At 67.9% G+C, this 22,240-nt stretch carries 23 protein-coding genes; 11 read left to right on the top strand and 12 right to left on the bottom strand.

Annotation, left to right across the window (positions count from 1 at the left end):
- Positions 1-103: 103 nt before the first annotated feature.
- The 3 genes from L0966_RS13485 to L0966_RS13475 all read right to left on the bottom strand — a co-directional run bounded on the left by L0966_RS13485 (position 104) and on the right by L0966_RS13475 (position 4,142).
- Entirely contained in the window at positions 104-1,138 is a 1,035-nt protein-coding gene (locus L0966_RS13485) for a DUF937 domain-containing protein (RefSeq protein WP_234052464.1), read from the bottom strand.
- 256 nt (positions 1,139-1,394) lie between these two features.
- Complete coding sequence (locus L0966_RS13480; protein ID WP_234052463.1) at positions 1,395-3,236, bottom strand: monovalent cation:proton antiporter-2 (CPA2) family protein; 1,842 nt, start codon at positions 3,234-3,236, stop codon at positions 1,395-1,397.
- A 303-nt stretch (positions 3,237-3,539) separates the two neighbouring features.
- Complete coding sequence (locus L0966_RS13475; protein ID WP_234052462.1) at positions 3,540-4,142, bottom strand: invasion associated locus B family protein; 603 nt, start codon at positions 4,140-4,142, stop codon at positions 3,540-3,542.
- A 571-nt stretch (positions 4,143-4,713) separates the two neighbouring features.
- Between L0966_RS13475 and coxB the strand changes: the two genes are divergently transcribed.
- The 9 genes from coxB to L0966_RS13430 all read left to right on the top strand — a co-directional run bounded on the left by coxB (position 4,714) and on the right by L0966_RS13430 (position 12,868).
- Positions 4,714-5,550 (top strand): cytochrome c oxidase subunit II, encoded by an 837-nt coding sequence (gene coxB, locus L0966_RS13470; protein WP_234052461.1) that lies wholly within the window; start codon positions 4,714-4,716, stop codon positions 5,548-5,550.
- Positions 5,551-5,821: 271 nt separating this feature from the next.
- The gene (ctaD, locus tag L0966_RS13465) at positions 5,822-7,426 is read left to right on the top strand and encodes a cytochrome c oxidase subunit I (protein ID WP_234052460.1); all 1,605 of its coding nucleotides are present in this window, start codon (positions 5,822-5,824) and stop codon (positions 7,424-7,426) included.
- An 89-nt stretch (positions 7,427-7,515) separates the two neighbouring features.
- Complete coding sequence (locus L0966_RS13460) at positions 7,516-8,475, top strand: heme o synthase (RefSeq protein ID WP_234052459.1); 960 nt, start codon at positions 7,516-7,518, stop codon at positions 8,473-8,475.
- A gap of 101 nt (positions 8,476-8,576) precedes the next feature.
- Entirely contained in the window at positions 8,577-8,756 is a 180-nt protein-coding gene (locus tag L0966_RS22550; RefSeq protein WP_370640750.1) for a hypothetical protein, read from the top strand.
- Positions 8,704-9,387, top strand: coding sequence for a cytochrome c oxidase assembly protein (locus tag L0966_RS13450; protein ID WP_255688108.1), 684 nt, complete (start codon positions 8,704-8,706; stop codon positions 9,385-9,387). Before L0966_RS22550 ends, L0966_RS13450 begins: the two co-directional genes overlap by 53 nt.
- Positions 9,388-9,452: 65 nt before the next feature.
- Complete coding sequence (locus tag L0966_RS13445; protein ID WP_234052457.1) at positions 9,453-10,316, top strand: cytochrome c oxidase subunit 3; 864 nt, start codon at positions 9,453-9,455, stop codon at positions 10,314-10,316.
- Positions 10,317-10,328: 12 nt separating this feature from the next.
- Complete coding sequence (locus tag L0966_RS13440; protein WP_234052456.1) at positions 10,329-10,718, top strand: DUF983 domain-containing protein; 390 nt, start codon at positions 10,329-10,331, stop codon at positions 10,716-10,718.
- On the top strand, positions 10,718-11,521 hold the full coding sequence (locus tag L0966_RS13435; RefSeq protein ID WP_234052644.1) for an SURF1 family protein: 804 nt from the start codon (positions 10,718-10,720) through the stop codon (positions 11,519-11,521). Before L0966_RS13440 ends, L0966_RS13435 begins: the two co-directional genes overlap by 1 nt.
- Positions 11,522-11,623: 102 nt before the next feature.
- Positions 11,624-12,868 (top strand): FAD-binding oxidoreductase, encoded by a 1,245-nt coding sequence (locus L0966_RS13430; RefSeq protein ID WP_234052455.1) that lies wholly within the window; start codon positions 11,624-11,626, stop codon positions 12,866-12,868.
- Between the two features lie 57 nt (positions 12,869-12,925).
- On the opposite strand, the gene L0966_RS13425 is transcribed toward L0966_RS13430, so the two are convergent.
- Both L0966_RS13425 and L0966_RS13420 read right to left on the bottom strand, forming a co-directional pair.
- The gene (locus L0966_RS13425) at positions 12,926-13,471 is read right to left on the bottom strand and encodes a hypothetical protein (protein ID WP_234052454.1); all 546 of its coding nucleotides are present in this window, start codon (positions 13,469-13,471) and stop codon (positions 12,926-12,928) included.
- Between the two features lie 204 nt (positions 13,472-13,675).
- A complete protein-coding gene (locus L0966_RS13420) occupies positions 13,676-14,689 on the bottom strand; it encodes a P1 family peptidase (RefSeq protein WP_234052453.1) in 1,014 nt (337 codons plus the stop codon).
- Positions 14,690-14,869: 180 nt separating this feature from the next.
- On the opposite strand from L0966_RS13420, the gene L0966_RS13415 reads away from it, so the two are divergent.
- The gene (locus tag L0966_RS13415; RefSeq protein WP_234052452.1) at positions 14,870-15,601 is read left to right on the top strand and encodes a cytochrome c biogenesis CcdA family protein; all 732 of its coding nucleotides are present in this window, start codon (positions 14,870-14,872) and stop codon (positions 15,599-15,601) included.
- Positions 15,602-15,758: 157 nt separating this feature from the next.
- Here L0966_RS13415 and L0966_RS13410 read toward each other — a convergent pair whose 3' ends face one another.
- The 7 genes from L0966_RS13410 to L0966_RS13380 all read right to left on the bottom strand — a co-directional run bounded on the left by L0966_RS13410 (position 15,759) and on the right by L0966_RS13380 (position 21,940).
- Complete coding sequence (locus L0966_RS13410; RefSeq protein ID WP_234052451.1) at positions 15,759-16,859, bottom strand: branched-chain amino acid ABC transporter substrate-binding protein; 1,101 nt, start codon at positions 16,857-16,859, stop codon at positions 15,759-15,761.
- A 100-nt stretch (positions 16,860-16,959) separates the two neighbouring features.
- Positions 16,960-17,406: a DUF6867 family protein gene (locus L0966_RS13405; RefSeq protein ID WP_234052450.1), complete on the bottom strand. Its 447-nt coding sequence runs from the start codon at positions 17,404-17,406 to the stop codon at positions 16,960-16,962.
- Position 17,407: 1 nt separating this feature from the next.
- Positions 17,408-18,142 carry an ABC transporter ATP-binding protein gene (locus tag L0966_RS13400; protein ID WP_234052449.1) on the bottom strand — a complete coding sequence of 245 codons (735 nt, stop codon included), beginning with the start codon at positions 18,140-18,142 and terminating at the stop codon, positions 17,408-17,410.
- A complete protein-coding gene (locus L0966_RS13395) occupies positions 18,139-19,080 on the bottom strand; it encodes an ABC transporter ATP-binding protein (RefSeq protein ID WP_234052448.1) in 942 nt (313 codons plus the stop codon). The genes L0966_RS13400 and L0966_RS13395 overlap by 4 nt, the downstream gene beginning before the upstream one ends.
- Positions 19,080-20,567, bottom strand: coding sequence for a high-affinity branched-chain amino acid ABC transporter permease LivM (gene livM / locus L0966_RS13390; RefSeq protein ID WP_234052447.1), 1,488 nt, complete (start codon positions 20,565-20,567; stop codon positions 19,080-19,082). The genes L0966_RS13395 and livM overlap by 1 nt, the downstream gene beginning before the upstream one ends.
- The gene (locus L0966_RS13385) at positions 20,567-21,484 is read right to left on the bottom strand and encodes a branched-chain amino acid ABC transporter permease LivH (protein ID WP_234052446.1); all 918 of its coding nucleotides are present in this window, start codon (positions 21,482-21,484) and stop codon (positions 20,567-20,569) included. Before L0966_RS13385 ends, livM begins: the two co-directional genes overlap by 1 nt.
- A 42-nt stretch (positions 21,485-21,526) precedes the next feature.
- The gene (locus L0966_RS13380) at positions 21,527-21,940 is read right to left on the bottom strand and encodes a hypothetical protein (protein WP_234052445.1); all 414 of its coding nucleotides are present in this window, start codon (positions 21,938-21,940) and stop codon (positions 21,527-21,529) included.
- Between the two features lie 50 nt (positions 21,941-21,990).
- Between L0966_RS13380 and L0966_RS13375 the strand changes: the two genes are divergently transcribed.
- Positions 21,991-22,240: bile acid:sodium symporter (locus L0966_RS13375; protein WP_234052444.1), on the top strand; the 250-nt coding region annotated here is incomplete at its 3' end.

Below are 22,240 nucleotides of genomic sequence, written 5' to 3'. Positions count from 1 at the left end.
CTCGCGGGCTTTGGATTCTCCGATCATGGCCCGCCTCGTCCCCTGATGCGGGAAGCGCGGGGCGAAGGCGCCCCGCCTCGTCGGGAGTGGCGCCCCGCGTCGCTTATTTGCCGTCGCCGCCCTTCTGCACGAGGCGCGGCTTGTCCGGCGGCAGGATTTCCGCTTCCGGCGTCGTCGGCCGCGAGCGGTTCAGCACGTCCAGCCAGAATTCGGGCACCGTGTAAGGCTGACGGTCAACGCCCGGCACGTTCGGCGGAAAGCCCTGGGCGAACAGCTTCGCGAAGAATTCCTGGAAGGGCTGCAACGGGTTCGCCATCGCATCGGCCTGGGCGCTCTGCGGCGGCACCGGCGGTGGCGGCGGCGGGGGAGCCGCCGGGCTCGGTGCGGGGGCACCCGCCTGGGCCAGGGTGCTCGCCATGGCGTTCACCACGTCCTGCCAAGCATTGGCGGGGTTGGCCCGCTGCTGCGGCTGGGGGGGGCGCTGGAACATCGCCCGAGCGAACGAATCCGCCCACGGATTGCCGGTGGAATAGTTGGGGCTGCTGGCGGTGGTGGCCGAGAAGGCCAGGAACGCGTCAATCCAGGGATTGCCCGAGGAAATGGGGGCAGGCCGCGTTTCCGGCAGGCCGAGGGGCATGCGGCTGAGCAGGGCGGCGGTCATGGTCTGCAGCGCGCCGGAGGCGGCGAGCGACTTGGCGAGCCCCCCCACGAACAGGCTGGCGAAGGTGGGCATCATCTGCCGCACCATGGCGATGCCGAGCCCGGTGGAGGCCGCCACCTGGTTGGCGACCGCCCGGCTCACCTCATTGGAGCCGAACACCGCATTGAGGGCATCGGCGCCGGCCTGGTTGATGTCCGGCTGCGAGGGGGGCGGCGGCGGCGGGCTGGGCTGGGCATAGGCGCCGTAGCCGCCCGGCTGGCCGTAGAACGAGCCGTAAGGACCGCTGAGCATCAGCGCCATCAGGGATGCCATGGCCTCGGGCGACTGGACGACATGGCGGAAGCCATCGGCGAAGGCGGGCATCATGGCGTCGGCCACAGCCTTGGTCTGCTGAGCGGACAGGCCATAGGCCCGTGCAAGATTCTCCATCCCCTGTCCCCCTTGAGCGGCGCGCAGCAGCTCCACGAACTGATCCATCCAACCTCCTCCGCCGGTTGCCGCCTGGAGGCTGAGATGGCGCCCCGCCGGTTCCGGTCCGTTTCCTCGTCCGCGAACCGCGGTTCTTGTTGTTCCGCACCCGCATGGGATGCGCAGGCATTTTTGGCAACCGCTCCGGAAGGCTGATGCCGCAGCGGATGGAGGTCGCTCTCGGTGGAGCATGCCGTCAGGCGGCTGTCGACGACAGCTTACGCCATGGCGGCGTCAAAATCACGAAGGGTTGTGGAAGGTTGCCCTAGCCGGAGAACTCGGTCTCATGGCTCAGGATGTCCTGAGCCTCGGGATTGAGCGGGCGGGCGGGCTTCTCCGGGGTGTGGAGCGGTTCGGGCTCCACCTTGCGCCCGCGCACCAGCTCGGGCGCCGCGAAGATGCCTTCCTCGAGCTGGCGCTCAAGCCGGCTGCGGTCACGTGCGCGCACGTCCGCCACCCGCGCGTTGGCGCCCTCCGCGCTCACACCCAGGGCCCGAAGGGTGCGGCCGCCGAAGCCGAGCGCCGATTCCAGCGTCTCGCGAATCTCGAAATCCACACCCAGCCGCATCAGCTCCATGGAGTGGATGCGGTCATAGCTGCGCACGAACAGCTTGGCGCCGGGAATGGCGGCCTTCACCACCTCCACGATGCGGTTGGCGTCTTCCTTGTCATCCACGCACACGCAGATGACCTTGCAGGTTTCCGCCCCCGCGGCGCGCAGCACCTCCAGCCGGGTGCCGTCGCCATAATAGATGTGGACGCCGAACCGGCCGGCGCTCTGGATCATCTCCACATCGTTGTCGATGATGGTGACGCCCACGCCTTCCGCCAGCAGGCATTGGGACACGATCTGCCCGAACCGGCCGAAGCCGATCACCAGCACCGTGCCGTCGGCATCGGAAAAATCATCGGCCTGCGGCTCCGGCGCGGCCCGCGAGATGCGCGGGAGGACGAGCCCCATGGCGGCGAACAGCAGGGGGCCGACAATCATGGTGAGCGCAGCCATGGCGATCAGCAAATCCGCCTGGTCCGGCTTCAGGATCCCGGTGCTGAGGCCGAGCGGGAACAGCACGAACGCGAATTCGCCCGCTGGCAGCAGCACCACTGCGGCCAGGGCCGATTGCTGCGGGGGGATATTGTCGTTGCGGAAGACCGAATAGACCACCACGCCCTTCGTGAGCGACACCAGGACCGTACCGATGAGCAGGGGGCCGATATGGTCCACCACCACGGCCACGTTCAGCGACATGCCCACGCTCATGAAGAACATGGCGAGCAGCAGGCCGCGAAAGGCGTCCACATTGGCTTCCAGCTCATGGCGGAAGGTGGATTCGGACAGCAGCAGGCCGGCCAGGAAGGCCCCCAGCGCCATGGACATGCCGGCCGCTTCCATCAGGCCGGCCGCGCCCAGCACCACCAGCAGGGCCGCTGCCGTCATGGCCTCGCGCGCGCCGGAGCGGGCCAGCACCCGGAACAGGGGGTTGAGCAGGTAGCGCCCCGCCACCACGATGAAGGCGATGGCGACGATGGCCGTGCCTGCATTGAGCATGGCCGTGATCGGGTCGCGGGCGAGCTTGCTTTCCCCCGGCGCCAGCAGCGGCACCAGCGCCAGCAGCGGCACCACCGCGATGTCCTGGAACAGAAGAATGGAGAAGGTCCGCTGGCCATAGGGCGTGGCTAGGTCCTCCCGCTCGTTGAGAAGCTGGAGGGCGATGGCGGTGCCGGACACCGAAAGCGCCATGCCGCTGACGATGGCCGCCGCGAGGCCGAAACCGAACACGAAGAAAGCCAGCAGGGCGAAGGCCAGCCCGCTCAGCAGCAGCTGCGCCGCTCCCAGGCCGAAAATGTAGCGGCCCATGGACAGCAGCCGCGAGGGCTTGAGCTCCAGCCCGATCAGGAACAGCAGCATCACCACGCCGAGCTCGGCCACCGTGGACACGAGCGAGGGGTCGGCCACGTTGAAGCCCACGGGGCCGATGGCGATGCCGACCAGCAGGTAGCCGACGATGGGGGAGAAGCCGAGCCGCTTGGCGAGGGGAACGGAGATCACCGCGGCTGTCAAAAGCGCCAGCGCCGCGACGAACAGCGCGTGATCCTCGCCGTGCATCCCCAAATCTCCCCTGCCGCCCGCGCTTGCCTGCCCCCGCGCGTGGCGGGTGCCCGTCGTTCACCTTCGAATCATCCCACGCGCGCCGGCCCGCAGGGCCGATCCGCAAGGCCGCAGGCCGGGCTGCGGGCAGATGGGAGGCGCGGCCGATGCTCGAGGCACCAGCGCCCGCGCGAACCCTAAGAGCACATCAAAGCGTGACCAAACCGTGCCGCCGATGGGGCAATGTCGGGGGTGACGCTCAGAAACTTGAACGCTGCGGCAAGCATGTCACGCCGCGCGCGGCGCGTGCCGCCGAGCCGCTCACTTCAGCGCGTCCAGGCCCGGGCCGAAGCCCTCCAGGCTCAGCGGCACGCCGATGCCTTCCTCAGGGGTCTGAAAGATGATGAAGGTGGCCTGCTTGCCGCTCTTCAGGCGGGAGATGAGGTTGTCGTCCATCACCACCTCGGCCACGCAGCCGTTGGGCAGGCAGCGCACGAAGCCGGCCCGGCCCACGTCCTGGTCGTCGATCTTGAGGCCGAGGCCGGCCGGCAGCAGCACGCCGAGGGGGGCGAGTACGCGCAGCAGGCGGCTCTTCTGGTCGGCGGTCTTCAGCACGATGACGGTCAGGCCCACATTGGGCCGGTCCTCCGCCTGCACCGATTGCAGCAGCACGCACTGCTCACCCTGGGCACCGGGCGGGGTGTCGCAGCGGATCTGCCATTCCCCGTGCACCGACTTCACCACGCCCTGGGCTGCGGCGGGGCTGGAGGAACCGAGGGCGGCGACGGCGAGGGTCGCGACCAGCAGCAGTCCCTTGAGGTCGCCGAGAGCGGAAAAGGCGCGGGCCCACCACCCGGCTCCGCCGCGCAAAGCCACGCCGCGCGAGGCCGGGAAAAGGGGGAGACCACGGGACGACACGACCATCAACACGACTCCGGAAGCTGCGGGCGCCTCGACCACGGGCCGAGCTCCATCTCGAATAGCGGCATTTCGCAACGATTGCCTTAATGCTCAGGCGTTCCTGTCAACAATGGGGCGATTCCGCGTCGGGTCGCGCCATGCGCTCAGGTGGAACCCCGGAAAGGCCCGTATCGGCGTTGCTGCGGCGCACACTGAACGAATTTCCGCGGGATGGGCTGCGGTAAATTGTCTCGCTTCGTCCCCGCGTCGCCCGGGCGACGCGCCTTCAGGCAGGCCAAGCGGAACCTCGCAATTCCATGATCCGCTGCGATAAATGCAGTGCGCACGAAAGGCTGCCTTGCTCAAAGGGTGCGTTTGCAGCGTAGGCGCTACTGTGTCGCATCAAAAAGTTGCCATGTCGCATTGCAAAGCACAATCGAATGTGTTTGCCGAAAATACGTGATGATGGCAGCCTGAGCATAACCGGCGCAAAAGCCGGCAAATGCGGCGAAAGCCGGGCCGTCCGCCCCAGGCGGGCATATCAGGCACGCACATCGGCAGCTCATAGCCGAGGCAGGGAAGAGGCGAACAAGAGATGTCGCGCAGGGGCATTGCCGCTTGCGTCGCGTCGAGTTTCTCCGCGGCGCTGTTTCTCGCTCCGGCTGCCCATGCGGGCACCGGCCAACCTTCTCCATGGCAGATGAACCTGCAGGGCGCAGCCACGCCGGTGATGGAGAGCATCCGCTCTTTCAACAGCTTCCTGCTGGTCATCATCACTTCCATCGTGCTGTTCGTGCTGGTGCTGCTGGCCATTGTGGTTGTGCGCTTCAACGAGAAGGCCAATCCGGTGCCTTCCCGCACCAGTCACAACACCCTCATCGAGGTTATGTGGACGGTGGTGCCGGTGATGATCCTGGTGGCCATCGCGATTCCTTCCTTCCGCCTGCTCCACCTGGAGTTGCGGGTACCCACCGCGGACCTGACGCTGAAGGCCGTGGGGCACCAGTGGTACTGGTCCTATGAATATCCGGACCATGGCGGCTTCGCCTTCGACTCCCTGCTGGTGCAGGACGCGGACCTCAAGGCGGGCCAGCCGCGCCTTCTCACCGTGGACAACGAGCTGGTGGTCCCCGTGAATAAGGTGATCCGCATGCAGGTGACGGCGGCGGACGTGATCCACTCCTTCGCCGTGCCCTCGTTCGGCATCAAGATCGACGCCCTTCCGGGCCGCCTGAACGAGACCTGGTTCAAGGTGACCAAGGAGGGCGTCTATTACGGCCAGTGCTCGGAGCTGTGCGGGCGCGATCACGCTTTCATGCCCATCGCCGTGCGGGCTCTGAGCGAAAAGGATTTCCAGGCCTGGGTGGCGAGCGCCAAGGGCAAGTTCGCCTCTTCGGACGACGCGCGCGGGCGGTTGGCTGAGGCGCGCTGAGGCGTTTGGCGCGGCGGGCCGGCATTTGGATTTCACCTTCGACCCGTCGCATCCGCATCCGCGGTGACCGGCGGGGCCGAGGGGGACAGAGGGGCCGGGGCACCACCGGGGCGCAGAACCCCGGGGGCCCTGGCAGCCTCGGACTTCAGGGTGCCCCGCAGGGCTTCCGCAGGTTTTGCCTGCGGCACTGAAAATAAAAGGCGAGGGTCGCTGGTGATGGCAGTTCACTGGGCGGACCCTGGGGAAGAAACGCACCAGGGAAGGACATGGCATGGCCAGTTATGCGCTGTCGGATGCCGGTCACGCGCCCATCCCCACCGGGTGGCGGCGCTGGCTGTTCTCCACCAACCATAAGGACATCGGCCTGATGTACCTGATCTTCGCCATCGTGGCGGGGATTACAGGTGGAGCCCTGTCCATCGGCATTCGCCTGGAGCTGCAGCAGCCGGGTATGCAGATCTTTTCCGATCCGCAGGTGTTCAACGTCTTCACAACGGCGCACGGGCTCATCATGATCTTCTTCATGGTGATGCCTGCGCTCATCGGCGGCTATGGCAATTACTTCGTGCCACTGATGATCGGCGCGCCGGATACGGCGTTTCCGCGCATCAACAACATCGCCTTCTGGCTGCTGCCGCCCGCCTTCATCCTGGCCGGCGCGTCATTGTTCGTGGAAGGCGCGCCGGGGGCCAACGGCTTCGGCGGCGGGTGGACCATCTATCCGCCCTTGTCCTCCAAGCTTGGCCATCCGGGCCCGGCCATGGACCTGCTCATCTTCGCGCTGCACCTGGCGGGCGTGTCGTCCCTGCTCGGGGCCATCAACCTCATCACCACCATTTTCAACATGCGCGCGCCGGGCATGACGCTGCACAAGATGCCGCTGTTCGTGTGGTCGCAGCTGGTCACCGGCTTCCTGCTGCTGCTGTCGCTGCCGGTGCTGGCGGGCGCCATCACCATGCTGCTGACGGACCGCAACTTCGGCACCACCTTCTTCGATCCGGCGGGCGGGGGCGACCCCATCCTGTTCCAGCATTTGTTCTGGTTCTTCGGCCATCCGGAAGTCTACATCCTGATCCTGCCGGGCTTCGGCATCATCTCCCATGTGGTGGCGACCTTCGCCCGCAAGCCCGTGTTCGGCTATCTGGGCATGGCCTATGCGATGGTGGCCATCGGCCTCGTCGGCTTCGTGGTGTGGGCGCACCACATGTATACGGTGGGCCTTTCGGCCGGCACGCAGTCCTATTTCGTGGCCGCCACCATGATTATCGCGGTGCCGACGGGGGTGAAGATCTTCTCCTGGATCGCGACGATGTGGGGCGGTTCCATCCAGTTCCGCACGCCCATGCTGTGGGCCATCGGCTTCATCTTCCTCTTCACCGTGGGCGGCGTCACGGGCGTGGTGCTGTCCAATGCCGGCATCGACCGGTCCTTGCACGACACCTATTATGTGGTGGCGCATTTCCACTATGTGCTGTCGCTGGGTGCGGTGTTCGCCATCTTCGCGGGCTGGTATTACTGGTTCCCGAAGATGTTCGGCTACATGATCCCTGAATTCTGGGGCAAGCTGCACTTCTGGGTCACCTTCATCGGTGTGAACCTCGTCTTCTTTCCGCAGCACTTCCTGGGCCTTGCCGGCATGCCGCGCCGCTATGCGGACTATCCGGATGCGTTCGCGCCCTGGAATTTCGTTTCCTCCGTGGGCTCCTACATCTCGGGGGTCGCCGTGCTCATTTTCCTCACGGGCACCACGCTCGCCTTCCTGCGCAAGGAGAGGGCGGGCGACAATCCGTGGGGAGAGGGCGCCACCACGCTGGAATGGACCTTGTCCTCGCCGCCGCCGTTCCACCCCTTCGAGGTGCTGCCGCGGATTCGCTGAGGATGGCGAAGGGGGGCGGCGGCGAGGGCAGACGCCGCCGCCTCCCGACAAGCCCGCAAGCCTGAACGCGTGTCGTGAGGGGTTTCGTCATGAGCGATGTGGGTATCGGCATCGGACCATCCGCCCCGCAGGCGGGCGCGGAGCTGGCGGAAGGGCTGGCGACACCGCGGGATTATATTGCGCTGCTGAAGCCGCGCGTGATGTCGCTGGTGGTGTTCACCGCCCTGGCCGGGCTGCTGCGCGCGCCGGGCGATCTGCATCCACTCCTGGGCTTCACTGCCCTCCTGTGCATCGCCGTGGGCGCGGGCGCGGCCGGCGCGCTCAACATGTGGTGGGATGCGGACATCGATGCGGTCATGAGCCGGACCCGGGGCCGCCCCATCCCCGCCGGGCGCGTTTCCCCACGAGAGGCGCTGGCTTTCGGCCTCACGCTCTCAGCCTTCTCGGTGGTGGTGCTGGGGCTGCTGGTGAACGTGCTGGCGGCGGCGCTGCTGGCCTTCACCATCGCCTTCTATGTCGGCGTCTACACCATGTGGCTGAAGCGGACGACGCCGCAGAACATCGTCATCGGCGGCCTCGCCGGCGCGCTGCCGCCGCTGGTCGCCTGGGCGGCCGCCGCCGGCACGGTGTCGCTGGAACCGGTGCTGATGGTGGCCATCATCTTCTTCTGGACGCCGCCCCACTTCTGGGCTCTCGCCCTGTTCCGGGCCGATGACTATGCCCGCGCCGGCGTGCCCATGTTGCCGGTGGTGGCGGGAGCGGACCAGACCCGGCTCCAGATCCTGCTTTATGCCCTGGTGCTGGCGCCGGTGGCCGCGAGCCCCGCGCTGCTGGGCTTCGCCGGGCCGGTCTATGGCTTGGTGGCGGTGCTGGCGGGGGCGATGATGGTGCGCCTCGCGGTGCGGGTCTTCCGAACCCGGCAGGGGGAAGCCGCGGTGAAGGCGGCACGCGGCCTGTTCGGTTTTTCCATTCTCTATCTCTTTGCGCTGTTCGCGACCCTCCTGGGGGAAGCGCTGGCGGCGCATCTCGTGGAGGCACGCCCGTGGTGACGAGCAGCAGGACCTTCAAGCCGGGTGTCGACGCTGGCGGCGAGCATGGCCGCCGTCGCCGGCCGCCGGTCTCCGCGAATGCCACCGTGCGCAGCGCGCCGGTGATCCACCTGCCGCGTCAGCAGGGCCCCGAGGACGGCGTGGTGCTGACACCCGAGCAGAGCCGCAGCCGCCGGGCCCGCAGCATCGCCATCGCGCTGGTCCTGGCGGCATTGGCGCTGCTTTTCTATGCGGTCACCATCGTCAAGCTCGGCCCCGGCGTGCTGGACCGGCCGCTCTAGCGCCGGTGGAAGGAGAAGGGCGATGAGGAGGCAGGGCAGGGGACGGATAGTGGCGGTTGCGCTCGCGGCGTTCGTGGGCGTCATGGTCGGGGTCACCTATGCCTCGGTGCCGCTTTATGCCGCCTTCTGCACCCTCACCGGTTTCGGCGGCAGCACCCGCGTTGCGGCCCGCGCGCCGGAGCGGGCGCAGGACCGGCAGATCGCCATCCGCTTCGATGCCAATGTGGCCGCGGGCCTGCCCTGGAGCTTTGCGCCGCAGGAACGGGAAATGGTGGTGCGCATCGGCGCCCCGAGCCTTGCCTATTACGGCGCCCGCAACAGCTCCGCCACCGAGACGGCGGCCAATGCCACCTACAATGTGTCGCCGCCCCAGGCCGGCGCCTATTTCGTGAAGATGCAGTGCTTCTGCTTCGAGGAACAGCATCTGGGCCCCCATGAGAAGGCGGACCTGCCGGTCGCCTTCTATGTGGATCCGGCCATTCTCGATGATCCCGATCTGCGGAGCCTGCCCGCCATCACCCTGTCCTACACCTTCTTCCCCGCGCGCACGCGGGCGGCGGCGGGAGAGGGGCGCGGCGCCTCCGCGGCGCGGGAGGGCACCGCGCGGGCGGCGAGCGCGCCGCCGGGCTGAAACAGGGCGCCCGCCAGTTCCGGGCGCTGCAAACGAGGCATGGAAGGCAAGGGAGGCCGTTCGCCATGGCCCATACGGATGTGGAGGCTCACACACCCCTTCAGGCTCACACCAGGGGGCATGATTATCATGTGGTCAATCCCAGCCCCTGGCCCATTGTCGGCTCGGCCTCCGCGCTGGTGATGACGGCGGGCGCGGTGCTGTGGATGCACGGCGGCACGGCGCTCTACATGACGCTGGGGGCGCTCGGCATCGTCTTCACCATGGCGGGCTGGTGGCGGGACGTGATCCGCGAGGGGCACCAGGGCTTTCACACCCAGGTGGTGGTGCTGGGCCTGCGCTACGGCATGATCCTGTTCATCGCCTCGGAGGTAATGTTCTTCGTGGCGTGGTTCTGGGCCTTCTTTAACTCGTCTTTGTTCCCGGGGGATGCCATCACCTTCCAGCGCACCGAGGTGCTCGGCGGGGTGTGGCCGCCACAGGGCATCGAGACCCTGGACCCATGGCACCTGCCGCTGCTCAACACGCTGATCCTGCTCACCTCCGCCACCACCCTCACCTGGGCCCACCATGCCCTCATCGAGAATGATCGCGACGGGCTGAAATGGGGGCTGTGGAGCACGGTGGGGCTTGGCCTGCTGTTCACCTCGCTCCAGGCCTATGAATACGCTCACGCCCATTTCGCCTTCGCCGGCAACATCTATGGCTCCACTTTCTTCATGGCCACGGGCTTCCATGGCTTCCATGTGATCGTGGGCACGGCGTTCCTCGCGGTGTGCCTGGTGCGCGCCTATCAGGGGGATTTCACGCCCGAGCGTCATTTCGGCTTCGAGGCCGGCGCTTGGTATTGGCACTTCGTGGACGTGGTGTGGGTGTTCCTGTTCGCCTTCATCTATGTGTGGGGTTCCATTGGTGGTTCCACCCATTGAGGGAGCCGGAACATGCCCTCTGCCCCGCATCATGAAGGCGCCCCCGCATTTGCCGCCGGCGTGGCGGGGCGCTGCCCGCGCTGCGGGCGGGGGCACCTGTTCAAGGGGTTCCTGAGCCTCGCGCCGCGCTGTGAGGTCTGCGGGCTTGATTATGCCTTCGCCGATTCCGGGGACGGGCCGGCGGTGTTCGTCATCCTCATCGGCGGATGCGTGGTGGTGGCGCTGGCGCTGTGGGTGGAGGCGGTCTACGAGCCGCCGCTCTGGGTGCACGCCGCCTTGTGGATCCCGGCCATCCTGGTGGTCACGCTCGGCCTGCTGCGGCCGCTCAAGGGGGTGATGGTGGCGCTTCAATATCGTCACCGCGCCCAGGAGGGGCGGCTCGACCGGAGAGCACCCCCGTGATGATGGCGAAAGGGCGGATCAGGATCCATCTCGCCGCGCCGCCCGCCGCCCCGCCGCGGCCGGCGGGTCAACGCCTGCGCCCCGCTTTCTCCATCGCCGCGCTCCTGGCGGTGGCTGTCGGAGTGGTGGTGCTGGCGGGGCTCGGCACCTGGCAGCTCCAGCGCCTGGGGTGGAAGGAACATCTGGTGGCCGTCGCCGTCGCCCGCGCCCATGCGACCCCGCAGGAGGTCCCGTCGCCCGCGCGCTGGCCTCTGCTGACACGGGAGGCCGATGAATATCTCCATGTCCGGGTGCGCGGCGTGTTCGACCATGTGCGCGAAACGCTCGTCTACACCGTGCGCGGAACGCAGGAGGGGCCGCCTTACGGCCCCGGCGCGTTCGTCGTCACGCCTTTGATGCGGGTGGGGGAACCGCCCATCCTGGTCAATCGCGGCTTCGTGCCGGAGGATCGGCGCGATCCGCAGGGCCGCGCGGCGGGGCAGGTGACGGGGGAGGTGGAGATCACCGGCCTGTTGCGCCTGCCGGAGGATGCAAGCTGGTTCGTGCCCCGCAACGATGCCGCCCACGGTGCCTTCTACCGTCGCGATCCGGCGAGCATCGCCCTGGCGCGTGGGCTTCACGGGGCAGCGCCCTTCATCATCGACCTCGACCCGGGCCCGGTGCCCGGGGGCCTGCCTTTGGCCGGCACCACCCGCCTCGCCTTTCCCAACCGCCACCTGGAATATGCGCTGACCTGGTACGGCCTTGCGGCGACCCTGCTGGCGGTCGCCGGGGCGGTGGCATGGTCGCGCCGCAGGGCGTGAGAGCTCGGGCTCTGTCGCTCGCCTCCTTGCCGCCCCAGGATGGGCGTGCTCGTGTCATCGCTCGCGCCTAAGATCGAGCATCCCACGGGGAGACTCAGTGTCATGGCGCGTTGTGATGTGGTCGTTCTGGGGGCGGGAATCGTCGGGGTCTGCGTGGCGCTGCACCTCAAGGCGCAGGGGCTGTCCGTGGTGCTCATGGATCGCGCGGCGCCGGGGGATGGCACCTCGTTCGGCAATGCCGGGGTCATCGAGGGCAGCGCCCTTTTCCCTGTGGGCTTCCCGCAGGATCCCGTCACGCTGCTGCGCCACGCCTTGAAGCAGGCGCCCGAGAGCAATTACCACCTTTCCGACCTGCCGGCGCTCGCCCCCTGGCTGTGGGCCTATCTCCAGCATTCCTCGCCGCAGGGGCTCGCCGCCACCGCGCGTGACCTGCGCCCGCTGCTGAACCGCGCCCGCGCCGAGCACCATGCCCTCGCCGAGCCGGCCGGCGCCATGGGGCTGCTGACCCCCACCGGCTGGCTGAAGCTCTACCGCGACCAGGCCGCCTTCGAGGCCACCGCCGCCGAGCGCGCCTTGGCCGATGAGCTCAAGGTGGCTTACACGGTGCTCGACGTGAGCGGCGCGCAGGCGCTCGAGCCGGCCCTGAAGCCTCATTTCGTTAAGGCCATCCACTGGCACGACTGCGACAATTGCTCGGACCCCGGTGGGCTGGTGAAGGCCTATGCGGCCCTGTTCGAAGCGCGCGGCGGCCTGTTCCTGCACGGCGATGCCCGCAGCCTGCGCCGCGCCGGCGCCTATTGGCGGGCGGAAACCGCTGAGGGCCCGGTGGATGCCGAAGAGGCGGTGGTGGCCTTGGGGCCCTGGAGCCTCGATGTGCTGGAGCCTCTGGGCGTGAAGGTCCCGCTGGTGTCGAAGCGCGGCTACCATGTGCATCTTGCGCCTGAAGGGGGCATGCGCCTCGGGCGCGCCATCGTCGACGTGGCGGGCGGCTATGCGCTGCAAAGCACGCGTTACGGCATTCGCCTGACCACGGGCGTCGAGCTCGCCGCCCGCGATGCGGCGGCGACACCGGTGCAGGTGGCACGCGACATTCCCCTGGCCCGCGAGCTGCTGCCCCTGGGCGCGGTGCGCGAGAGCGAGCCATGGCTCGGCCGGCGCCCGGCGCTGCCGGACTCAAAGCCCATCATCGGCCCGGCGCCGGGCCTTGGCGGCCTGCATCTGGCGCTTGGCCACGGCCATTGGGGGCTCACGCTCGGCCCCGTCACCGGCCTGCTGCTTGCGCAGATGATGACCGGGCAGAAGCCTTTCACCGATCCCAAGCCCTTCTCGGCACGCCGCTTCCTGTAGCGGCGCGCCGCCCCGCTGTTTCCGAGCGAACCGGCTTCGGCCTCGCTCGGAAATGCTCTAGCCCCTGACGTAATATTCCCGTGGCCGCGTGCCTTCCCGGAAGTAGCCGAATAGCGCGGCAGCACCCACCACCTGCGCCAGGATGCCGGGCGCGAGGGCGGCGAAATCCGCCATCGTCGCGCCATCGGGCGTGATAGCGGATCGGATGGCGAACTGGCTGTAGGCCGAAACCAGCACCCAGGCCGCCAGCAGGGCCGGCGACACCATGAGCGCATGGCGCGACTTCATCACCGTGAGAACGATGAAGCTGACGCCCCAGGCGAACAGCACCAGCTGCGGCCACAGGCTAAGCCGTAGCAGCTGGGCCTGGATGGTAGAACTGGCGTATGCCTCGCTCAAAGCCCAGCTCGCGCCCGAAACGCCGGTGGCCGCCACCAGGGAAAACAGTGCCGCCAGGGGCAGGGCGGTGATACCGCAGGCGCACCAGAACAGCACCATGAGGGCTCCGCCCAACCGGGGCGTCTCCCGTTCCGTGGCTCGGCGGCGGGGCCGGGGGGCCTTCGGGGGCGTGGAAAGCGGCACGGCGGAACGCGGTTCGGTCATGTCAGGTCCTTCGGCAGGTCCGTCGGCAGGTCCATCGGCGCGCTCCGGGTACTGCGCGGCCGCTCGGATGAGGAGAGCACATCAAGGGTTGGAGGTTTAGAGCATCGGGCCGATTCGATGAAACATGGGGGTGGTTCGCTCTCTCGCGCGGCGGGGAATACGGCGCCTGCCCCTGGTTCAGGCCTTGCCGGTGCGGGCGGGTTCTCAGGGCTGGAGCGGCGTGGCAGGGGCGCCGAACAGGTCGCGCCAGCTGGGCTGCGCGCCTGGAAAGGGCAGGGCCTTGGCACTGAACACCGCGCGCGCCACCGCCCGGGCGAGCACGCTCGCCGCGCAGGCGCCGATGCGCGCCAAATCGGGGAGGGGCTCGGCCAGGGGGCGGCGGCCGGTGGCGAGGGCGAACACGCTGTCGCCATCCAGCGGCGTGTGGATCGGAAACAGCGACAAAGCGAGCCCATCCTGCGCCATCACGGCCAGGCGTTGCGTCTGGGCGGGCGTCAGGACGGCGTCGCACGCCACGACGGCCAGGGTGGTGGCCATGCGCGCCACATGGCCCTTGAGGGCGGGGGCGGAGGCCTCGTCGGGAACCGTGGCTGGCAGGCCCAGCCCGCCGAATTCCGCAGCGCGCTCATAAGGCGCCGCGCGGAAATGGGGGCCGGTGCCGAACAGCGGATTGCCCACCGCGTTCACGGCCACCACCGCCCCGACCACATGGCCAGAAGGCAGGACCGCGGACGCGGAGCCGAGCCCGCCCTTCACCGTGGCGGTGGTAGCGCCCAGGCCGGCTCCGACGCTGCCCAGAGCAAAGTCGAGCGCCGCCGCCTTCAGCGCCGCCCGCCCGAGGTGCCCATAAGGCGGCTCGGCGCCCCATGCCTTATCGCCGCCGTTCAGCAGATCGAACAGCACGGCCGAGGGCACGATGGGCACTCGCGCCGTTCCCACCGCGAAGCCGCGTCCCTGCGCCGCCAGCTCCGCCATCACCCCGCCCGCCGCGTCCAGCCCGAAGGCGGAGCCGCCGGAGAGCACCACCGCGTCCACCGCCTGCACGGTGGCGGTGGGGCCGAGCGCGTCGCTCTCGCGGGTGCCGGGGCCGCCGCCGCGCACATCCACTGCGGCAACGGTGGGCTCATCGCACAGCACCACGGTGACGCCGGTGCCACGACGCGCGTCGTCCGCATGTCCCACCTTCAGGCCCGGAACGTCGGTGATGAGATTGCGCATGGTGTCCTCCCGCTGGCCTCTCCTTGTAGAGCGCCTTGGCGCCAGCGGAAACGGCCTGGGGCGGGCGCACTGGGCTCGTGCGGCGCTCACAAGCCGGGGAGCGCGGCGAAGTGCGGCTTGCCGGCGGCGCCCGCACGGCCCATGAGGGGGGCGGATTTGAACGATTGCCGTCAAGGTTCCATGGCCGACGTCACCCTTCCCGCCGCCTTCCTGGCTGGCCTCGTAAGCTTCGTGTCCCCCTGCGTGCTGCCGCTGGTGCCGCCCTATCTGTGCTTTCTGGGCGGCAGCACCCTGGAGGAACTGGCCGGCGATGAGCCGGTGAAGGAGGTGGGGCGGCGCGCCATCTTCGGGGCCGCGCTGTTCGTCTCCGGCTTCTCGCTGGTGTTCGTGCTCCTGGGGGCGGGCGCCTCCGCCATCGGCGACCTTCTGCGCGCCCACCTGGACGTGCTGTCCATCATCGCCGGCTTCGCCATTCTGGTGATGGGGCTGAACTTCCTTGGCGTGTTTCGCATCCAGCTCCTGCATCGCACGGCGCGGCCGCATGTGAACGAGCCCACCGGCCTGTGGGGCGCATTCGTCATGGGGCTTGCGTTCGCGTTTGGCTGGACGCCGTGCCTCGGCCCGGTGCTGGGGGCCATCCTGGCGGTGGCGGGCTCGGAGGGCGCGGTTTCCAAGGGGGCGCTGCTGCTCGCCACATATTCGCTGGGCCTCGGCGTTCCGTTCCTGCTGGCGGCGGTGGCGGTGCGCCCGTTCCTGGCGAGCCTCGTGCATGTGCGCAAGCTGCTGCCGGTGATGGAAAAGGTGATGGGCGCGCTCCTGGTGCTCACCGGCATCGCCTTCATGTCCGGCTGGATCGCCCATGCCAGCTACTGGCTGATCGAGACCTTTCCGGCGCTGTCCACCATCGGCTGAGAGGGTGCCGCGCGGTTGCCGCTCGCCGGCCAGCTCCTCCCAACCCTTCCGCCTAAGCTGCGGAGGGCGTTTGCCGCGGAGCCGCGAGGCGGGCCTTGCCCCATGAAAAAGCCCGCGCACAAGGCGCGGGCTTCGTTTCTTCGGCGCTGCGCTCAGCTCAGAGCTGCTTGTAGGCGCCGTCCTTCCACTCATAGACCACGTAGTCGATCTTGGTGATGTCGCCCTTCTTGTCGAAGGAGAGCGGGCCGAGCACGGTGTTGAACACCTTGCCAGAATGGATTTCCGCCGCGATCTTCTTCGGGTCGAGGGATTTCGCCGCCTCAGCCGCCTGCTTGATCACCTGAACGGCGGCGTAGGAATAGAGCACATAGCCTTCAGGATCGACGCCCTTGGCCTGGAAGGCGGCGACGATATCCTTGGCGGCCGGGTTGTTGCGCGGATCGGGGCCGAAGGTCATCAGCGTGCCAGCGGCGCCGGGGCCGGCGATGGTCCAGTATTCTTTGTCGGCGATGCCGTCGCCGCCGAACAGCACGGTGTTCATGCCCTGGTCGCGCATCTGGCGCACGATGAGGCCGGCTTCCGGGTGCAGGCCGCCGAAATAGACGAGGTCGATGCCATTGGCCTTCAGCTTGGAAACGAGGGCCGAATAGTCCTTTTCGCCGGGATTGATGCCCTCATAGAGGACTTCCTTCATGCCGCCCTTGTTCATGGCCTTTTGGGTCTCGTCCGCGAGGCCCTTGCCGTAGGGCGTCTTGTCGTGAACGATGGCGACCTTCTTGCCCTTGAAGTTCTTGACGATGTATTCGCCGGCCACCGAACCTTGCTGGTCGTCGCGGCCGCAGGTGCGGAACGTGTTCCACATCTTGCGTTCGGTGAAGGTGGGGTTGGTGGATGCGGGGCTGATCTGCAGCACACCGGCTTCTTCATAGTCGGTCGACGCCGGGATGGAGACGCCCGAGTTGAAGTGGCCGACCACATACTTCACGCCGTCGGAAATGAACTTGTTGGCGGCGGACTTGCCCTGCTCGGGCTTGCCCGCGTCATCGCCCACGGAAAGCTCGATCTTCTGGCCGAGAATGCCGCCCTGTGCATTGATGTCGGCCACCGCCTGCTCGGCGCCGGTCTTGAGCTGGGCGCCGAAGGCCGCGGCGCCGCCGGTCATGGGGCCGCCCACGCCCATCTTCACCTGAGCCTGGGCCCCGGCCGCGAAGGCGAGGCTGGCGCCGAGCGCAAGCGACGCCAACAAGAGTTTCCTCATCTCATCTCTCCCCTCGTGTGCCCGCCCCGCGATTCGGCGCGGCCGGGCAGGAAATGGCGCGGCGCATTGTGCCGCAATTGATGGGCCTGTCGATGGGGCCTTACGGCTCCTCGACGCTGTCCTGGCGTCGCCAGCTGAAGGGGCCGGCGGGGGTGAACATCCAGCCGTACTGCACGCTCATCTGCCATTTGCGCACGTGACGGAACCCCAGCACCGCCACCGCCAGCAGGAACAGGAACTCGGCCAGCGAGGTCAGCGGCTCCAGCAACTCGTCGTTGAACAGGGCGAAGTGGCAGAAGCGCACCGCCACCGCGAGCAATGCGCAATAAAGGACGAGCTGCGCCGGGGAGCCCCAGCCCCGCGCCACCGCCTTGCCGGTGAGCCAGGCGGCCCCGCCGCCCATGGCGAGCGAGACCAGGACGAAATCGCCGAGCGAGGTGCCCATGACCGCGTCGGGCCAGGCGATGATGGCGAGGGCCAGTCCCACCAGCACGATGATGGGGCCGATGAGCCATGGCGAGGACGAGCGGCCGGGGTCCGACGCCATCTCAATGCCCCCCTTCAAGGTAGGCGGCGCGCACTTCCGGGCGGGCCAGAAGATCGGCGCCGGTGCCGCTCATGGTGATGAGGCCGTTGACCATCACATAGCCGCGATGGGCCAGCTTCAGGGCGTGGTAGGCGTTCTGTTCCACCAGGAACACGGTGAGCCCCTCGGTCTCGTTCAGCATGCGGATGGCATCGAAGATCTGCCGCACCACCAGGGGCGCGAGGCCCAAAGAGGGCTCGTCCAGCAGCAGCAGGCGCGGCCGGCTCATGAGCGCGCGGGCGATGGCGAGCATCTGCTGCTCGCCGCCGGAAAGGGTGCCACCGCGCTGGCCGATGCGCTCTTTCAGGCGGGGGAAAAGCTCGAACATGCGTTCGAGATCCTCCGCGAAATGGGTGCCGCCCTCCATTGCGGCGCCCATCTGCAGGTTCTCGTAGACGGTCATGCGCGGGAAGATGCGCCGGCCTTCGGGCGACTGGGCGATGCGCAGGCGCATGATGTCATGGGTGGGCAGGCGCGTGATGTCGCGCCCCGCGAAGGTCACCCGCCCCTCGCGGGCCTGGGGCGAGCCGCAGATGGTCATCATCAGCGTGGATTTGCCGGCCCCGTTGGCGCCGATGAGGGTGACGATCTCACCCTCCTTGATATCCACGTCGACGCCCTTCAGGGCGATGATGTTGCCATAATAGGTCTTCACGCCCCGCACCGAGAGCAGGGGGGTGGCGGTGGCTGCAGTCATGCGTGAACTCCCGCCACGGCTTCCACCTCTTCCTCATCCTCCACGCCCAGATAGGAGGCGATCACCTTGGGATCGTTGCGCACCTCCTGCGGCGTGCCGTCGGCGATCTTGCGGCCATATTCCAGCACCACCACGTGGTCGGAAATGCCCATGACCACGCTCATATCGTGCTCGATGAGCAGGATGGAGGTCTCGTGCTCGGCGCGGATGGCGAGGAGCAGGGTGTTGAGCTCCAGGGATTCGCGGGGATTGAGGCCGGCGGCGGGTTCGTCCAGGCACAGCAGCGCGGGGCGCGTGCACATGGCGCGGGCGATCTCCAGCCGCCGCTGGTCGCCATAGGGCAGGTCGCCAGCCGGATCGTCGGCGCGGGCGGTCAGCGCGATCTTGTCGAGCCAGTACAGGGCGTGGTCCACCGCCTGCTTCTGCTGGCGCCGCCAGGAGGGCAGGTTCAGCAGCGCGGCGGGGTTGATGAGGCCGGCCTGGGTCAGCGACATGTGCTGCGCCACCAGCAGGTTTTCCAGCACCGTCATGCCCGCGAACAGGCGGATGTTCTGGAAGGTGCGGGCCACCTTGGCGCGGGAGGAGACCTTGTGATCGGCCAGGCGCTCCAGGAGATAGGTGGTGCCCGCCGCGGTGCGGGCAGAGGCGAGGCCGCCGCAGGTGAGCGCGTCCAGCTCCGCATCGGTGGCGGGGCAGCCCTGCATCAGGGCCAGCCGCCCGGTGGAGGGCTTGTAGAAGCCGGTGATGCAGTTGAAGACGGTGGTCTTGCCGGCGCCGTTGGGGCCGATCACCGCCGTGACCTCGCCGCGGCCGGCGCGGAACGAAACGTCGCCCACCGCCACCAGGCCGCCGAAGCGCATGGAGAGGTGGTCCACCTTCAGCAGCGGGTTGAGATCCCAGCTTTTCGGCGCGGGGGAGGGAGAGGCGGCTTCAGCCATCAGCCGTGGCCCTCCTTCACCAGGGCGCCGGACACGGCCTTGCGCTCCTTCAGGAATATGGTGGGCATGCGATTGGCGACCAGCCCGCGCGGGCGCCATACCATCACCGCCACCATGGCGAAGCCGAAAATGAGCATGCGATAGAGCGAGGGGTCGAAATCCGAGCCGAACAGGAAGTCCGCCTTCAGGAAGGAGAGGTTGCGCAAGAGCTCCATGCCGCCGATGAGCAGGATGGCGGCGGAGGCCACCCCGATCTGCGAGCCCATGCCGCCCAGCACCACGATGGCCAGGATCACCGCCGATTCCATGAAGGTGAAGCTCTCGGGCGAGACAAACCGCACCCGCACCGCGAAGAACGCCCCCGCGAACCCGCCGAACATGGCGCCGGTGGCGAAGGCGGTAAGCTTGGTGAGCGTGGTGTTGATGCCCAGCGAGCGGCAGGCGATCTCATCCTCGCGCAGCGCCTCCCAGGCCCGGCCCACCGGCATGCTGCGCAGGCGGATGGTGGCGAGCGCCGTCAGCGCGGCCAGCCCCAGGATGACGAAATACAGGAAGATCATCCGGTGCATGGAATTGTAGTCGAGGCCGAAAATGGCCGCGAAACCATCATCACCGCTATTGAACGGCACGCCGAAGAAGGTGATGGGCGGAATGGAGGAAATGCCAGCCCCACCATTGGTGAGCGACACCCAGTTGATGAGCACAAGGCGGATGATCTCGCCGAAGGCCAGCGTGACAATGGCGAGATAGTCGCCGCGCAGCCGCAGCACCGGAAAGCCCAGGATGATGCCCCAGAGCCCGGCGAGCAGGCCCGCCACCGGCAGGCACACCCAGAACGACCACGACGCCCAGAAGCCCTCCGCCACATGGGCGTCGAAGAAGGCATTCAGCGGCACGCTGCTGGAGAGCAGGGCAAAGGTGTAGGCGCCCACCGCATAGAAGGCGACATAGCCGAGATCGAGCAGCCCCGCGAGGCCGACCACGATATTCAGGCCCCACCCCAGCATCACGTAAGTGAGAATGTAGATGCCGAGATCCACCCAATAGCGGCTGAGCGAGAGGCTGCCGGAAAAGACAATAGCAATAAAGGGATAGAGCAGCGCAAACGCGAAGAAGGCAGGCTTCAGCGCCGGCGCGATGCGCTGTGAGACGCCGGCCAGCGCGGCCGATTTCGCCCGCGGTGGCCGGCCGGGACGCCACACCGTGAGGTTCAGCACCAGCCGCAGAACCATCACCAGCCCGGCGAACACGGACACCAGCCCGAACCGGTAGGTGAGGGTGAGCGGCCCGGAGCCCGACTCCGTGGCGCGGAAGCCCACCAGGGGCAACAGCAGCAGGCCGGTGATGATGCCGGTGAGCACCGCGTCCTTGAGCGCCGGCAGCAGCACGGCCTCGGCCGGCGGGGCGGGCGGCGCCGGCTGGGGCGCCGGCGCGCCCTCGGGAGGCGTGTCCTCACGCTCCCACAGGTCGGAACGGTGGTCCGCCATCACACCTTCTCCACTTCAGGCCGGCCGAGCAGGCCCTGGGGCATGAAGATGAGCACGACGACGAGGATGGAGAAAGCCGCCACATCCTTGTATTCAATTGAAAAATAGGCGGACCAGAAGGTTTCGATGAGACCGATCAGCAGGCCGCCGAGCACCGCTCCGGGCAGCGAGCCGATGCCGCCCAGCACGGCGGCGGTGAACGCCTTCACCCCCGGCACGAAGCCGTCCGCGAAATTCACGACGCCGTAATACATCAGGTACATCACCCCCGCGACGGCGGCGAGGGCGGCGCCGATGACGAAGGTGAGGGAAATGGTGCGGTCCACATTGATGCCGAGCAGGGCGGCCATCTTGCGGTCCTGCTCGCAGGCGCGCTGGGCGCGGCCGAGGGGCGTCTTCTGCACCAGCCACCAGAAGCCGAACAGCAGCCCGGCGGTGACCGCCATGATGATGATCTGCTTGTAGGCGAGGGTGACCTGATAGCCGTTGCGCTCCATCAGCACGATCACGTCGGGCACCATGGGCGGCAGCGGCTTGTTGCGCGGGCCCTGGGCCACCTGCACGAAGTTCGACAGGAAGATGGACATGCCGATGGCGGAGATCATGGGCGCCAGGCGGAACGAGCCGCGCAGGGGGCGATAGGCCACCCGCTCGATGGCCCAGCTCACCAGCCCGGTGAACACCATGGCCACAACGAGCGTGATGGCCAGGATGAGGAAAATGGAGCTGATGCCGATGACCGTCGTCAGAAGCAGCACACAGATGAGGCCGATGAAGGCGCTCACCATGAACACGTCGCCGTGCGCGAAGTTCACCATGCCGATGATGCCGAACACCATGGTGTAGCCGATGGCGATCAGGCCGTAGATCGACCCGAGGGTCAATCCGTTGATAAGCTGCTGGAGGAAGATGTCCATCCGCCGCTTGACCCCTCTGCTCTGGTGGCTCCGCCTACAAAATCATCGTGCATGATGTTTGGGCGAAGCGCGTTTTTTTAACTCATAACCCGCCCCGGCGGCCGACACAATTCTGACCTCAGCCGGCTCGCGGCTCCCCTTGCGGTGGCGGGGCCAAGCTTGGGCCAGCTGGGCGCGCATCGCAATGGAGCGGCCGGCCCGCGGACTTCGGGCGTGCCGGCCGCTTGCACTTTCGCTGCATTTCTGGGGACGGACGGGGGGTGCCGGGTCTTTTGCCTGCGGTGCAAGCGCAGCATGGTTGACCGAAAGTGAAACGCGGACCAAGTTGCCGGCGCTGCCGAGGCACAGATCGGCGGCAAGCCCGCCCGGTTCCGGACTCTTTCCGGCGGCCGGAGCAGCCAAAAACAGGCCGACGCGTTCCTTCGGAAATTCGCCGTCGCCGAGGGAGGATCTCACCCCGAGTTCCTCAAGCCATAAGCCGTCTGCCCCAGCCCATGACCTCCTCCATGCCCCGACGCATCAAGATTGACCCGTTTCTTCCTGCCCTTGTGGCGGTTGTTGTGCTTGCCCTGGTCTGGCCGCAGCCGGGGGTGACCGGGGGCTTTCTCCACGCGGACCGCGCGGCGACCTGGGGCATCGGCGTCATCTTCTTCCTCTATGGCGTGTCGCTCGCCACCCGGCGGCTGCTGGAGAGCGCGACCCGCTGGCAGCTGCACCTGGTGGTGCAGCTCGCCACCTTCGCGCTGTTCCCGCTGG

Origin of the sequence: Xanthobacter sp. NM-59 (assembly GCF_021401125.1) — a bacterium.
Classification (GTDB): Bacteria; Pseudomonadota; Alphaproteobacteria; order Rhizobiales; family Xanthobacteraceae; genus Xanthobacter.
Note: the sequence above shows the minus strand (reverse complement) of the source record. Positions and strands in the feature narration are given on the sequence as shown.